At 67.3% G+C, this 14980-nt stretch carries 12 protein-coding genes; 9 read left to right on the top strand and 3 right to left on the bottom strand.

Annotated elements, in window-relative coordinates; genetic code table 11:
• Both RE429_RS02080 and RE429_RS02085 read right to left on the bottom strand, forming a co-directional pair.
• Complete coding sequence (locus tag RE429_RS02080; protein WP_414472741.1) at positions 1–3636, bottom strand: FecR domain-containing protein; 3636 nt, start codon at positions 3634–3636, stop codon at positions 1–3.
• Positions 3637–3889: 253 nt separating this feature from the next.
• Positions 3890–4324, bottom strand: a complete 435-nt coding sequence (locus RE429_RS02085; RefSeq protein ID WP_414472743.1) for a response regulator — start codon at positions 4322–4324, stop codon at positions 3890–3892.
• 519 nt (positions 4325–4843) lie between these two features.
• On the opposite strand from RE429_RS02085, the gene RE429_RS02090 reads away from it, so the two are divergent.
• Entirely contained in the window at positions 4844–5623 is a 780-nt protein-coding gene (locus tag RE429_RS02090) for a glutamine amidotransferase (RefSeq protein ID WP_414472744.1), read from the top strand.
• 82 nt (positions 5624–5705) lie between these two features.
• On the opposite strand, the gene RE429_RS02095 is transcribed toward RE429_RS02090, so the two are convergent.
• Positions 5706–7139 carry a helix-turn-helix domain-containing protein gene (locus RE429_RS02095; protein ID WP_414472746.1) on the bottom strand — a complete coding sequence of 478 codons (1434 nt, stop codon included), beginning with the start codon at positions 7137–7139 and terminating at the stop codon, positions 5706–5708.
• A 219-nt stretch (positions 7140–7358) separates the two neighbouring features.
• Here RE429_RS02095 and RE429_RS02100 point away from each other — a divergent pair, with 219 nt between their 5' ends.
• From RE429_RS02100 to RE429_RS02135, 8 genes are all read left to right on the top strand, one after another.
• Positions 7359–7568 carry a hypothetical protein gene (locus RE429_RS02100; RefSeq protein ID WP_414472747.1) on the top strand — a complete coding sequence of 70 codons (210 nt, stop codon included), beginning with the start codon at positions 7359–7361 and terminating at the stop codon, positions 7566–7568.
• Positions 7569–7800: 232 nt separating this feature from the next.
• Positions 7801–8715, top strand: coding sequence for an ABC transporter substrate-binding protein (locus RE429_RS02105; protein WP_414472748.1), 915 nt, complete (start codon positions 7801–7803; stop codon positions 8713–8715).
• A 99-nt stretch (positions 8716–8814) separates the two neighbouring features.
• Positions 8815–9981 (top strand): ABC transporter permease, encoded by a 1167-nt coding sequence (locus tag RE429_RS02110; RefSeq protein ID WP_414474284.1) that lies wholly within the window; start codon positions 8815–8817, stop codon positions 9979–9981.
• Entirely contained in the window at positions 9978–10916 is a 939-nt protein-coding gene (locus RE429_RS02115; RefSeq protein WP_414472750.1) for an ABC transporter ATP-binding protein, read from the top strand. The genes RE429_RS02110 and RE429_RS02115 overlap by 4 nt, the downstream gene beginning before the upstream one ends.
• Entirely contained in the window at positions 10913–11665 is a 753-nt protein-coding gene (locus tag RE429_RS02120; RefSeq protein ID WP_414472751.1) for an ABC transporter permease, read from the top strand. Before RE429_RS02115 ends, RE429_RS02120 begins: the two co-directional genes overlap by 4 nt.
• The gene (locus RE429_RS02125) at positions 11662–12228 is read left to right on the top strand and encodes a biliverdin-producing heme oxygenase (RefSeq protein ID WP_414472752.1); all 567 of its coding nucleotides are present in this window, start codon (positions 11662–11664) and stop codon (positions 12226–12228) included. The genes RE429_RS02120 and RE429_RS02125 overlap by 4 nt, the downstream gene beginning before the upstream one ends.
• Positions 12225–14525 (top strand): ATP-binding protein, encoded by a 2301-nt coding sequence (locus tag RE429_RS02130; protein ID WP_414472753.1) that lies wholly within the window; start codon positions 12225–12227, stop codon positions 14523–14525. Before RE429_RS02125 ends, RE429_RS02130 begins: the two co-directional genes overlap by 4 nt.
• A complete protein-coding gene (locus RE429_RS02135) occupies positions 14525–14974 on the top strand; it encodes a response regulator (protein ID WP_414472754.1) in 450 nt (149 codons plus the stop codon). The genes RE429_RS02130 and RE429_RS02135 overlap by 1 nt, the downstream gene beginning before the upstream one ends.
• Positions 14975–14980: the final 6 nt, after the last annotated feature.

Here is a 14980-nt window from a genome sequence, read left to right on the forward strand (position 1 = left end):
TCAGAACCGGGCCTTCAGGCTGGCCGCGATGGTGCGTCCCGGCCCGGGAATGTCCCGCGCCACCTCGAATGCCTCATCGAACAGGTTGAGGACGCTCAGCCCCACGAGAAGCCGGCGGTCCGGCGTTTCCCATGTCAGGGCGGCGTCCGCCGTCCAGTAATCGTCGAGACGGCTGCCCGCGAGGTCGCCCGTGAAATCTCCCACATAGGTGGCCGCTACCGTAAGCTTGAGCCGGCTCGGATGGACGAAGGTGACGCCCGCGCGCGCGAAGGTGCCGGCCGCCAGCGGCACGTCGTTGCCGCGCCCCAGGCCCGAGCGTATCTCCGTCGATTGCGTGCCGACGGTGCCGAACACCCCGAAGCCGTGCGTGAGCCAGAGATTGGCCGTCGCCGCCAGCCGCTCGATGCGCGCCTTGTCGACCGCGATGGTGTCGAAGGTGTTCGGCACGCCGATGCCGAGATTCTCGGCATCCTGCCGCTGATATTCGAGGGCCGTGAAGAGATAAGGAGACCATTCCGCGTCCCAGCGCAGGGCGAGGGTCTCGACTTTCCCCGACGAGTCGATCGGAAGTCCGTAGGGCACGAGGCCCACGGTCGTGATCGGCGAGAGCGTGTAGGCGAGGGGCATCAGGCCGTCGCTGCGATAGGCCGCCCGCAGCCAATGGCCCTCGAAGGGCGAGATGCCGATGCCCACGCGCGGAGACACCATGCTGTCGTCGCTAAAGCCGGTGTCCAGCGCCGTGCGCTGAATGCCGGCCTGGGCCTCGAACCAGTCCGAGGGACGCCAGAACAGATCGGCATAGAGGCGGCTCGCCTTGAACGTGGTGTCGGTCTCCTCGTCGATGGGAACGGATGTGATCTCGCCGGTATTCGCGTCGTAGAAATAGGCGATCCCTTCGGCATCGCTCGAACTGCGTCCGCGCTGCGCCTCGATGCCGTAGCGGAGCGTGACGTCGCCGAAGCCCACCGTGTGGGACAGGGCGGCGACGGCGCCTTCGATCCGCAGGCGCTGCCATTGGGTGCCGCCGATGACGATGCCGGGCAGTTCCGCGCTCGCCATGCTCGAATAGCGGTTGTCGAAACCGCGCTGGCCGAAGACGGCGGCCGTCAGCACGTTCCTGTCGCTGAAGCTGTGGCTCCATCCGGCGCCGCCGACCACGGCAGTCGTATTCTGCGTGCCCGTGAAGACACGCGCGTCGGTGCCGATCGCCGCAACACCGGGTTCGAGATCGGAAGCCACGCCGAACAGCACGAAGCGGTCGGCCGCGGTCGGGGCCGAGCCCACGAAGACGGAGCCGTTGGCGATCTCCTGCCGGTCGATGGCCGCGCGCGCATCCGTCTGCGCCCGTCCGGCCGTCAAAGCGAAGGAGGTGGGGAGCGGCTCGTTCGCGTAGCCCTGGACATTCGCGTTCGTTTCCCAGCCGATCTTGCCGCCATGGGAGAGAAGGCCGCCGCCGATCTCGACATCGAGGAAGGGGCGGCGGATCAGGTCGATCCGTCCGATGCGGCCGGAGACCGCGAGGGGATCGAAGAACAGGCCCTGGATCGTCAGGTTGAGGGACGTGAGGTCCGCGCCCACGCCCGTCTCGATGGTGGAGACGTCGGGCCGCTCGGTGAACAGGCGCGGCCGGTCGACCGCGGCCTGGTCGAAATAGCTCGAAGCCTCGAACGGGTCGAACACGCGGTCGCCGTAGAAGCGCGACCATTCGTTCAGGTTCAGGAAGCGGTAGGCCTGGGCCGGATAGGACCCGCCGTCCTTGTTGACGGCGAGGCCGGCGAAATCGCCGCCGCGCTGGCGGTAGCGGCGCAGCGTCTCGCGCGCCGCGAGCACGGCCTCGTCCGCCTGGTACTGATCGATGGCGATCGCCGTGCGCGCGCTCGACACCACGGGATCGTTGGGATCGAGACGGTCCGCGTTGTCGAGGGCTTGCTGGGCGAGCTCTTCGTCGCCGTTCTGGTAATAGGCGGCCGCGGCCACGAGCAGACCCTGGGACCAGGCCGGATTGGCCGCGGAGCCGGCGAGAATCGCCTCGATCGCCTTGTCGGTCTCGCCCTTCTGCAGGAGATAGCGCCCCCGCGCGATGGAGGCGACGTGGAAGCCGGGATCGAGGGAGAGCGCCTTGTCGATCAGGGCGCCCGCCTCCTCGACGCGGTTCTGGTCGAGGAGCACGAAAGCCAGATTGGCGTAGGAGACGGGGCTTTCCGGATCTTCCGCGATGGCGCGGCGAAAGGCCTCTTCCGCGGCCAGGGGCCGGTCGCGGTCGGATTCGAAGAGCCCGAGGCTGTTCCAGATATTGGCGTTGCCGGGCGCGATCGCGGCCGCCTCGCGCAAGGCCGCGACGGCCGCATGGACCTCGCCGTCGATATCGCCGCGGATGTTGCTGTCGGCGGCGATCACGTCCGGATCGTCGGGATCGAGCGCCTTGGCGCGGGCGATGGAGGCGCGCATCGCCTCGCGCCTGTTCAGGGCGTAGGAGACCTGGGCGGCCATGACGGCGATGCGCGTATCCTTGGGAAAGCGCTTTTCGGCGGCCTCGAGCACCCCGGCGGCGGCGTTCAGGTCCTCGCGGAAGGCCACCACATAGGCATGGGCCAGCGCGGAGAGCGGATCGTCGCGAAGCCCTTTCGGTTCCGGATAGACCTTCTTCGGATCGGCGAGCGATTGCGCGATGTAGCGGCCGTAGGACGCGATCACGCGGCGTCCGGCGTCGACGCCGCGCTCGGCTTTCGCAAAGGCGGCGGCCGCTTCGGACCAGCGATGCTGCGATCCGAGAAGGGTGGCTTCCACGAGGTCCGCGCGGGCGCGCTGGGCGGCGCTCAGGCCCTTGGCGCGCGCCTGCGCGAGGGCCTGCGCGGCCGCTGGGCGCCCGTCGAGGAGGAGGGCGGCCTCGGCAAGGCTCAGCCAATCTTCCGCGCTGCGCCGCTCGGGCGCGACGGCTGCGGCCCGCGCGCGCTCCGCTTTCAGGGCCGAGCCGGTCAGCGGAGACACGGGCATCGACGCGAAGGTGTCGCGCAGGCTCAGGTAGAAGAGCATCTGCTCCCGGTCTTCGGAATTCGTGAGCACGAATTTCGTCGGGGCCTGCCCGATCGACGCCACCGCGCCCTCGCCCTGGCTCACGGTGACGGAGCCCTGGGCGTTGCGCAGCTCCACGACGCCTTCCAGCACCATCAGGGAGGTGCGCCCGCCTTCGACGGAGAGCGACCAGTCGGTGCCGCGAATGGCCGCCACCGCGGCCGGGGTCTTCACCTCGACGCCCGACCCGCCGCGCGCCGCGCGGGCCCAGATCTGGCCGGTCTCGAGGCCAAGCGTGGTCGTGCCGCCGGCGCTGCCGGCGATGTCGTTCACCGTCAGGGTGGAGTTGCGGCCGACGCGGATCTGGGTCCGGTCGGCGAACAGGATCGCCAGATTGCCGATGGCGTTGGTGCGCAGCACGTCGCCGCCGATGACATCCTGCCGGATGAGCGCCGTCCGCCAGAGATCCTCGCGGACGAAGCGCATCTCCTCCCCGCCCTTGGCCGCCACGATCGAGCCTGCGACGGGAAGGGGCCTGGGAACGGGAACTTGCGCGTGGGCCTCGGCCAGGCACAGCGCCAGAGTGCTTGCCGCGGCAAGGAGTTTGAGCGGAGATCCGGCCATGATGGTGATGTGATGACGTGTCTGATCGGTTGCCGTTCGAGCTTAGCAGGAAAGCGGCAGGATCAAAGCCGAATCAGAAATCGTCGTCTGTGTCGAAAGGCACATGGCGCGCTCCTTACGGCATCGGACGTGAAATCGAACCGATCAGATGCTGTAAGTTGATGTTTCTGAACATCTTTCACGCAAAACCGGTTCCCGCTTTTCACGTCCGATGCTCGGGAACGGCCGGACCTTCCGGGCCGGGAGAAGGCTTTTAAGAAGCGCCTTTGCCCCGGGCCATGATCAGCTTCTGCTTCAGGTCGTTCTGAGCGAAGGGCTTTTGCAGGACGGGGCGGTCGCGGAAGGAGTCGCGGATGCCCGCGCTGCCGTATCCCGTCGAGAAGACGAAGGGGATCGAGCGCTGGGCCAGGGCCTCGGCCACGGGATAGATCGGCTCGCCTGCCACGTTCACGTCGAGAATGGCGAGATCCACCTGCTCCCGGGCGACCGCGTCGAGGGCCGCGGAAAGGCGCGCGGCCGGACCGATCACTTCGCAGCCGAAATCGAGCAGCATGTCCTCCAGCAGCAGGGAGATCGCCGCCTCGTCTTCCACCACGAGGATGCGCAGGCCGTTCAGATCACCGTCGCTCGTCAGGCTTTCGGTCACGTGTCTACTCTCTCTTTCACGCAAGGGCCGCAGGATCGGCATCCGCCGCGCCGGAATGATTCCTGGCACCGACGAAGGCCGGACCGGGAATCAGAGGGTTCTATCATTCTTGCACACAGGTGCAAAAGCCGACTGCAACCCTACGAAGACCCGGGGCTTTATAGCCTAGTTGATCTTAGTGCAGCCTTCCGCAATTGCATAGATCCCGAAGCGATTGAGTTTGTTGGATAAAGCGAGGGCGATATCCAGTCCCGGCCCGGCATTCGTGCGACTCTTCGCCTTAGGGCCGATCCTGGCCTTCGCGCACGCATCGGGCCGCGCCCGGAAACGGTCCCTGCGGCGATCGCCGGATATCGCGGGGGCGCTGCTCGGGGGAGCCCCATCGCCGCGGCGCACGAGACGGGCTCGGATCCGCGGGAACGGGCTCGGGAATGTCGCCGTGAGCCTTGCGCGGACGGCGTCTTTTCCTGAATAATCGCGGCATGTTCAGTCGATTTGGTCTCGTGCGCGCCCGTCCTTGCCCCTCGCGGCATCCGAAAGCCTTCGTGGCGGAGCTCAATCGTGGCTAGACGAGGCACGAAGCCGCCCGTCCTCATCGTCCTGCACCAGGAGCATTCGACTCCGGGCCGGGTCGGGCGCCTGCTGGCGGAGCGCGGGCACCGGCTCGACATCCGCCGTCCCCGCCTCGGCGATCCTTTGCCCGAGACGCTCGCCGGGCATGCGGGCGCGGTGATCTTCGGCGGCCCCATGAGCGCCAACGACCCCGACGACTTCATCAGGGCGGAGATCGATTGGATCGGCGTTCCGCTGAAAGAGAACAAGCCCTTCCTGGGGCTCTGCCTGGGGGCCCAGATGCTGGCCAAGCACCTGGGCGCCGGCGTGCGGGCACATCCGGAAGGGCGCGCCGAGATCGGCTATTATCCCCTCGTGCCGACCGAGGCCGGAGAGCGCCTGAGCGACGTCTGGGGCGTGCCGTGGCCGAGCCATGTCTATCACTGGCACCGGGAGGGTTTCGATTGCCCCTCGGGCGCCGAGACCCTGGCCACGGGCGACGATTTCCCGACCCAGGCCATCCGGGTCGGCGGCCGGGCCTTCGGCCTCCAGTTCCACCCGGAGGTCACCCACGCCATGATCTGCCGCTGGACGGTCGTCGCGGAAGAGCGCCTGTCCACGCCCGGCGCCCAGGACCGCATCCACCAGCTCGAAGGGCGCTTCCAGTACGATCCGCATGTCTCGCGCTGGATCGACCGGTTCCTCGATCATTGGCTCGATGAGCCGTCGAGCGCGACAACGGAAGCCGTCATCCCGCCGGCGTCATGGCCGGGCTTGTCCCGGCCATGACGGGAGAGCCAGGACGACGGCAGCGGCATCGATCCGAGAGCATCGAACGCAAATGCGGGTGCCACGTCCCGCGTTCGATGCCCTAAGTCGCGTCGAACTCGAACGGCGAGATGCCGCGCCGCATCTCGTCGACGATGAGCGCGTGCATCAGGGGCGGCGCCGCGCGCTGCGGGCAGGCGGCGCGCTCGCACAGGCGGCAGTTGATGCCGATGGGGGTCGCGTCGGCGGCGGCGAGGTCGAGGCCGCGCGCGTAGACGAGGCGATGGGCGTATTTCAGCTCGCAGCCGAGGCCCACCACGAATTGAGGATCGGGCATGCCCCAGGGATTGGAGGCGCGCTTCACCGCCCGCGCGATGGAGAACCAGCGCGAGCCGTCGGGCAGCTCGATGATCTGGGTCGCCACCTGCCCGGGCGTCTTGAAGGTGGAGTGGAGGTTCCAGAGCGGGCAGGTGCCGCCGAATTGCGAGAAGGGGAAGCGGCCCGACGAAAAGCGCTTCGATACGTTGCCGGCCGCATCCGCGCGCACCAGGAAGAACGGGATGCCGCGTGCGCCCTGGCGCGCGAGCGTGGTGAGGCGGTGCGCCACCTGCTCGAAGCTCGCGCCGAAACGGGCGCCGAGCACCTCGACATCGTATCCGAGAGCCTCCGCGGCCGCATGGAACTTGCCGTAGGGCATCATGAGCGCGCCCGCGAAGTAATTGCCGAAGGAGACGCGCAGGAGCCGCCGCGCCGGACCGTCCACGGGCTCGAGCTTGGCGGCCAGCGAGTCGATGGTTGCGCGCATTTCCGCGAAGGCGAGCTGATAGGCGGCCTGGAAGGTGCGGCCGGACGGGTCGACGAGTTCGGAAATCAGGAGCTGGCGGCGATGGTGATCGTAGCGGCGCAGGTTGTCCGACATCACGTCGATGGGCATCACGCGCACGCGGATGCCATGCTTCGCGCGCAGACGCTCCGCGACGGCGAAGAACGGCTCGTGCCCGCTGACCGCGAGATCGGACGCCAGGGCCTCGGCGGCCTCGTCCAGTTCCGGGAAATGGTTCCTGGCGTCGCGAATCAGTTCGCGCACCCGGTCCACCGGGTTGATCTGCGGCGCGTCCTCCGCGCGGTCATGGTCGCTGAGATGGGGCGTCACGGCCTCGCGCGCCCCGCGCATGGCCTGGTAGGCGCGATAGAGGCGGTTCACGGCATCCACGAGAGAGGGCGCGTTCTCGATGGTCTCGCGCAGCTCGATGCGGGACACGGGAGCGTTGCGGAAGAGAGGATCGGCGAAGATCTCCTCCAGCTCCGAGACCGTGCGCTCGTGATCGTCGTTGGCGAATTCGCGCGGATCCAGGGAATAGGCGTGCGCGAGCCGGATGAGCACCTGGGCCGTGATCGGGCGCTGATTGCGTTCCATCAGGTTGAGATAGCTGGGCGAGAGCCCGAGTTCCTCCGCCATCCGGGCCTGGCTCAGGTTGAGATCGCGGCGCAGGCGCTTGAGGCGGGGGCCGACGAAGAGTTTTCTGCTCTCATCCATTTGTAAATCTTTTTACAAGTTTACCGAGCCGTGGCGTCGGGAATTTACAACGCCACCTTTCTTTCGAAATCGGGCGTTGAAACAAAGACTTCTTCTGGAATTATACCCATCAGACGCCTCGCCGATGCACAGAGTTTGTGGGTCCGGGAGGCGCTTTGTCAACGGATGTAAATTCAAAAAACGGGGCACTGGCCCCTCAGGTCACAACGGAGAACGGCCATGCAACAATCTCGTTTCTGGGTGGTGGGCGGCGAATACACCTCATGCGCATGCGAAGCCCTGGTTCAGGGCACCGAGCGCGTCGTCGGTCCCTTCGAGAGCCGCACCGAAGCCGAACGCGCCTGGCGCCTCCTGTCCGAGGATCACCGTCCGCAGGCGCAGGTGCGCTTCACCATCGCCCAGGAGCCTGCGCTGGGCGCGAGCGCGTGATGCGCCCGCGACACGAAGTTTTTATCGTCGGGGCCGGGACTCGGGCGTCTTTCCCTGCTTAAATGACGGGCGCGGCCTGGCGCATCGCGTGAAAAAGCCGGTTTCGGTTTCTCGCGGCGAACGATGCGCTATCTCAGGGCTGGCGCATCGGACGAATCCCGAAAGTGGGGTCCACTTTCGGGGCCGGTGCTCTAGACTATGCTGACGCATGTGCTGCCGCTGAGGGGGAATCATGACGCCCGTTCTGAAGAGTGTTGTCGCCGCTCTGGCCCTGGGCCTGACGGCTTTGAGCCCGGCCAAGGCCGATGTGGTCGTCTCGTCGAAGATCGACACCGAAGGGTCGGTTCTCGGGAACATGATCCTGCTGACCCTCGAGGCCAACGGCATCAAGACGCAGGATCGCATCCAGCTCGGCGCGACCCCGGTGGTGCGCAAGGCGATCACCGCGGGCGAGATCGATATCTATCCCGAATATACCGGCAATGCGGGCTTCTTCTTCAACAAGGCGGACGATCCGGTCTGGAAGGATGCCGCGAAGGGCTACGAGACCGCCAAGAAGCTCGATTACGAGGCGAACAAGATCGTCTGGCTCGATCCCGCGCCCGCCAACAACACCTGGGCCATCGCGCTGCGGCGGGACGTGACCGAGGCCAACAAGCTCAAGACGCTCTCCGATTTCGGAAAATGGGTTTCCGGCGGCGGCCAGGTGAAACTCGCGGCCTCCGCCGAGTTCGTCAATTCGGAAGCGGCCCTGCCGTCGTTCCAGAAGGTCTACGGCTTCACCCTCAAGCCCGATCAGCTCATCGTGCTCTCCGGCGGCGACACGGCGGCGACGATCAAGGCCGCGGCCGAGCAGACCAGCGGCGCCAATGCCGCCATGGTCTACGGCACGGATGGCGGCATCGCGCCGTCGGGCCTCGTGGTGCTGGAGGACGACAAGGGCGTGCAGCCCGTCTATGCCCCGGCGCCGATCATCCGCGAGGCGGTGCTGAAGGACAATCCCAAAATCGCAGAGCTTCTCAAGCCCGTCTTCGCCTCCCTCGACCTCACGACCCTCCAGAAGCTGAACGCCCGCGTGCAGGTGGGCGGCGAGGCGGCGAAAGCCGTCGCGGCCGACTATCTGAAGTCCAAGGGCCTCATCAAGTAAGGCACGCCGGAGCTTTCGCGCGATGCGGACGGCAGGGCGGCAAAGGAAAGACCAGAGTTCAACGTGAGTTCCACGACATCCAGGACGGGCACGTTGGGAGTGGTTCCGCCACGCCCGGCGTTTTCCCTCGATCATCTGGGCGTTGTGATCGCCATCCTCAACGGCGTCGCGCTCTTCGCGGCTCCGTTTGCGACCTATCGCGCCACCCGCATCGCGTCGGGCGAGTCGCGCCTCCTGATCGAGGCGCTTCCCTTCGCGATGGCGGCGGCTCTCGCGCTCGTGACGCTCGCGGTCGCGGTCGGAGCCGTCCTCGTGCGCGATCCCCTCAGCCGGCTCGGCTCCGCCGTGATCGGGCTTGCCGTCCTTCTCCCGGCGCTGGGCCTCTCGGCCGGTTTCCTGACGCCGGTCGACAATACCTTCGCGCGGGTGTCGCCTTCGCTGGGCTTCTGGCTGCTCACCCTGTCGTTCTCGCTTCTCGCCATCGACGCCCTCGCGCGCATGAAGCTCGGCCCCTATGGACGGCTCGCGGCTCTGGCGGTCGGCGCGAGCGTCCTGGTCTTCCTGCTGTTCTCGGGGGTGTGGGACAACCTGTCGATCCTCAAGGAATATCACACCCGCGCCGACAGTTTCTGGCGGGAGGCCCGCCAGCATCTCCTGCTCGCCTTCGGGTCGATGGCGGCCGCGTGCCTCATCGGCATTCCGGTCGGCATCGCCGCGCACCGGCAAAGGACGCTGCGGGCGGTGGCGATGCAGAGCCTCGGCATCGTGCAGACGATTCCGAGCATCGCACTCTTCGGGCTTCTCATGGCGCCGCTCGGCGCGCTGGCGGCGAGCGTTCCGCTCGCGGCGGCCTTGGGCATCAGGGGAATCGGCGCCGCTCCCGCTTTCATCGCGCTGCTTCTCTACGCGCTGCTGCCGATCGTCGCGAACACGATCGCGGGGCTCGACGGGGTGCCGGCGACCGCCGTCGACGCGGCGCGCGGCATGGGGATGTCGGCCCGGCAGCGGCTGGCGCAGGTCGAGGTGCCGCTCGCGCTTCCCGTGATCCTCGCAGGGATCCGCATCGTGCTGGTCCAGAATCTCGGCCTCGCCACGGTGGCGGCGCTGATCGGGGGAGGCGGCTTCGGAACCTTCGTGTTCCAGGGCATCGGCCAGACCGCCCTCGACCTCGTGCTCCTGGGTGCGATCCCCACGGTCGCCCTGGCCTTCGCGGCCTCCATCGTGCTCGATGCGCTCGTCGATCTCTCGAAGGGAGCGCTGGCATGATCGAGATCGACCGCCTCTCCAAGCGCTATGGCCCGACCGTCGTGGTCGACGACGTGTCGTTCACGGTGGAGGAGGGCACGCTCACGGTCGTGGTCGGCACGTCGGGCGCCGGCAAGTCGACCCTGCTGCGCATGATCAACCGGCTCGTGGAGCCGAGCGCGGGGCGCGTTCTGATCGACGGGGAGGACACCCGCGCGATTCCGGAAGACGAGCTGCGCCACCGCATCGGCTACGTCATCCAGGGCCACGGCCTGTTCCCGCACCGCACCGTGGCCGACAACATCGCCACGGTGCCGCGCCTGCTCAAATGGGACCGCAGGAAGGTCGCGCAGCGCGTCGACGAGCTGCTCGATCTGTTCCAGCTCGATCCAGCGGAATTTTCGGGCAAGTTCCCGCATGAATTGTCGGGTGGCCAGCAGCAGCGCGTGGGCGTGGCGCGGGCGCTGGCGGCGCGGCCCGGGCTGCTCCTGATGGACGAGCCCTTCGGTGCGCTCGACGCGGTGATCCGCTCCAAGGCCCAGGACGATCTCCTCGCCATCCAGCGGCGGCTCGGGACCACGATCGTCCTCGTCACCCACGATCTGAGCGAGGCCTTCCATCTCGGCGACCGCATCGCCGTCATGGACCAGGCCCGCCTCCTGCAGCATGCGACGCCGGCCGAGCTCCTGACGCATCCCGCCGACGATTTCGTGGAGCGCCTCGTGGGAACGGCGGAACGGCCCTTCCGTCTCCTCTCCCTGACGCGGGTGCGCGAGGCCGTCGAACCGGGCGAGGCCGAAGGCGAGCCGGTCACGATGTCCGACAGCCTTCACGAAGCGCTCTCGCGCCTCCTCTGGACCGGGCGCAAGGCCCTGCCGGTCGCGGACGCGTCCGGTGCGATCGTCGGGAAGGTGAGCGTCGGCGGCATCCTGCAGCACGGACGTCCGCCGCCATGACGCTGCCCAATCTCGTCCGGCTGGCCGCGATGCTCCTGCTCGTGGCCTTCATCACGATGCCACAGGCCTTCGCATTTCTCTTCGAGCCGCTGACCGAACACGGCGCGCCCGCCATCTACAACCAGGGCAGCCTCCTCATGCTGACCCTGCAGCACCTGCGCACGGTGAGCCTCGCGACCGCCGCCAGCACGCTTCTCGCCGTGACGCTCGGCATCTTCGTCACCCGTCCCTCGGGGGCCGAGTTCCTGCCGCTCTCGCGCAGCCTCGTGAATATCGGGCAGACCTTTCCGCCGATCGCCGTTCTGGCCATCGCGGTGCCGCTCGTCGGCTTCGGAGAGGAGCCCACCTTCATCGCGCTGTTCCTCTACGGCCTGCTGCCGATCTTCGAGAACACGCTGACGGGACTGACGCAGGTTCCGGCCCAGGCTCTCGACGCCGCGCGCGGCATGGGGATGAACGCGCGGCAGCGTCTGATGCAGGTCGAGCTTCCGCTCGCCTTCCCGGTGATTCTCGCCGGCATCCGCGTGTCGGTGATCATCAGCCTGGGCACCGCGACCATCGGCTCGACGGTGGCCGCCAAGGGCCTCGGCGAGGTGATCATCGCGGGCCTGCAATCCAACAATCTCGCCTTCATCCTCCAGGGCGGCCTGGTGGTTGCGCTGCTGGCGGTTCTGATCCACGACGGGCTGGGGCTCGTGGAGCGAGTCGCCGCCCGAAGGCTCGGCCGCTCCCTTGATGAGGTGTCATGACTCTGCTCGAACGGCTGAAGCTCGAAACAGGACCCGCGCACGAGCGCATCGAGACGGCGATGGATCTCGACCGCCGGATCGCCACGCGCGACGGCTACAGGGATCTGCTGATTCGCTTCTACGGCTTCCACGCCGCATGGGAAGAAGCCGCGGGCGCGGCCGCTCCCGACCGGGATTTCTTCGAGAGGCGGTGCAAGACGCGGCTTCTGGCCCGGGATCTCGCCGCGCTCGGCCTCGAAGAGGACGAGATCATCCGTCTGCCGCAATGCGATCCGCTCATGCCGCTGCATTCCTCCGCCGCCGTGCTCGGCAGCATGTATGTGGTCGAAGGCTCGACGCTCGGCGGCGCGATCATCGCGCGCGAGGTGGAGCGCAGGCTCGGTTTGGATGCCGGGACGGGCTGCGCCTATTTCAGGAGCTACGGGCGGGATATCGCGGCCATGTGGAAGCAGTTCGGGAGCGTGCTCCTGGAGGCGTCCTCCCCCGACACCGACGATGTCGTCGTGGCGACCGCGCGAGAGACCTTCGGCGTCATGCATGACTGGCTTTGCGAGGCCCCATGAGCAGCCAAACGAGCGACCCCACGAGCGACCCCACGAGCGATCCGACGAGCGGACAAGCGCCGCAGCATGCCGGACGGGAGATCGATCTCACCGCCTGCGAGCGCGAGCCGATCCATATCCCGGGCAGCATCCAGCCGCACGGCGTCCTGTTCGCCTTCTCCCGGGCCGACAGGACCGTGACCCATGCGAGCGCCAATGCCGCTTCGCTCATCGGCGTCGATCCGGATCTGCTCCTGAAGCGCCCCTTGGGCGAGGCGCTTCCCGCGATCGCCGCGCAGCTGGAGGCGGATCTCGACACGCCGATGCCCGCGGGAACGGCCCATTACCTCCGCACGATCACGCTGACGGGGGACGGCGGCGAAGCGGTCTACGACGCCGTGCTCTCCCGTTCCGACGGGCATGTGATCCTGGAACTGGAGACCGTCCCGAAAGGCCAGGCGTCCAGCATCGAAACGCTCTACCCGACCCTGCGCCGTTTCGTGGAGGATCTGCAGGGGGCGTCCACGGTGGAGCGCCTCTGCCGTCTGGCCGCGGAGGACATCCGCCGCATGACCGGGTTCGACCGGGTGCTCATCTATCGATTCGACGAGCACTGGAACGGCACCGTGATCGCCGAGGACCGGAACGACGCCCTGCCGTCCTATCTCGACCTGCGCTTTCCCGCCTCCGACATTCCGGCGCAGGCGCGGGAACTCTACCGCCGCAACCGGCTGCGCATCATTCCCGATGCGACCTACACGCCGGTTCCGATCCGCTCCCACGATCCCGCACCGCTCGACCTGAGCGATTCGGTGCTGCGCAGCGTCTCGCCCGTGCATCTCGAATACATGCGCAACATGGGCACGCCCGCCTCCATGTCGATCTCGATTCTGCGCGGCGGCGCGCTCTGGGGGCTGATCTCCTGCCACAACAGCGAGCCCCGGCGCGTCCCGCTGCCGGTGCGCGATGCCTGCGATTTCCTCACCCAGATCTTTTCCCTGCAGCTCGAGGCGCGGGAGAACACGGCGCTGGCGGAGGCGAGGGTGCGGCTCGGCGCGATCCAGGCGCGCCTCCTGGCCTACATGGCGGGAGAAACCGTCTTCATCGACGGCCTCGTCGGCCATCCGGAGGATCTGATGCGGCTCGCGGGCGCGCGGGGCGTCGCCATCCTGACCGAGGGGCATTGCTGGCGCCTCGGCGAGACGCCCGGCGAGGCCCAGGTCAAGGCGCTCTGCGGCTGGCTCTCTGAGCATCATAAGGAGGACGTGTTTGCCACCGACCGCCTGTCGGAGATCTTTCCCGAGGCGCGGGCCTATGCGGACAAGGCGAGCGGTCTTCTGTCCATCTCCATCTCGAAGATGCGTTCGAGCTACATCCTCTGGTTCCGTCCCGAGCTCGTCGAGACGGTCAAATGGGGCGGCAATCCGGAAAAGCCCATGCGGGAGGAGGCCGGCACCTCGAGGCTCCATCCCCGGCGCTCCTTCGAAATCTGGAAGGAGACGGTGCGCGCGCGCTCGGCCGCCTGGGACCGCAGCGAGATCGAGGCCGTAAAGGAGCTGCGCAACGCCATCGTGGGCATCGTGCTCCGCCGCGCCGAGGAACTCGCGGCCCTGGCCGACGAGCTGCGGCGCTCGAACAAGGAGCTGGAAGCCTTCTCCTATTCGGTCTCCCACGATCTGCGCGCGCCGTTCCGCCACATCGTGGGCTATTCCGAGCTCCTGAAGAAGCAGGAATGGTCCGAACTCTCGGAGCGCGGCAAGCGCTATATCGATACGATCATCGAGGCCGCCTACACGGCCGGCACCCTCGTCGACAACCTGCTCCGCTTTTCGCATATGGGCCGCACGGCCCTCAAGCCGCGCCGGGTGGACATCCGGGCAATGGTCGAGGAGATCCGCCAGAAGCTCCCCATGGAGACGGGCGGGCGCCGGATCGAATGGAGCATCGGCGACCTGCCTTCCGTCATGGCCGATCCGGTGCTGATCCGGCTGGTTTTTGAGAATCTTTTGGATAATGCCGTCAAATATTCTCGAAGGCGGGATACTTCCCGTATCGAAGTGGGTTCCTATCGGGATAACGGGGAGATCGTCTTCTTCGTGCGCGACAACGGGGTCGGGTTCGATATGAAATACGTCGACAAGCTGTTCGGCGTCTTCCAGCGCCTGCACCGGATCGAGGAATTCGAGGGAACCGGGATCGGGCTGGCCAATGTCCGCCGCATCGTCGAAAGGCATGGCGGCCGCAGTTGGGCGGAGGGCGAACTGGACAAGGGCGCGACGTTCCATATCGCCCTGCCCGAGAGTGAAGGAGCGGCTTGATGCCGGAACTGAAACCGATCCTTTTGGTCGAGGACAATCCGAAGGATCTGGAGCTGACCCTGGCGGCCCTGGAACAGAGCCAGCTCGCCAACGAGGTCGTCGTCGTGCGCGACGGCGAGGAGGCGCTCGACTTCCTCAATCGGCGCGGCCTGCACGCCAACCGCAACACCAGCGATCCGGCCGTGGTGCTGCTCGACCTGAAGCTTCCGAAGATCGACGGGCTCGAGGTGCTGGAGAAGGTGAAGGCCGACCCGCGGCTGAAGCAGACCCCGGTGGTGATGCTCACCTCCTCACGGGAGGAGAGCGACCTGATCCGCAGCTACGAGCTCGGCGTCAACGCCTTCGTGGTGAAGCCCGTGGGGTTTCGCGAATTCTTCGACGCGATCCAGGACCTCGGTGTCTTCTGGGCCATTCTCAACGAGCCGCCGCCGCGGCGAGACGAGCCGTAGGAGCGT

This window comes from Microvirga sp. M2 (genome assembly GCF_047497095.1).
In the GTDB taxonomy this organism is placed as follows: domain Bacteria; phylum Pseudomonadota; class Alphaproteobacteria; order Rhizobiales; family Beijerinckiaceae; genus Microvirga.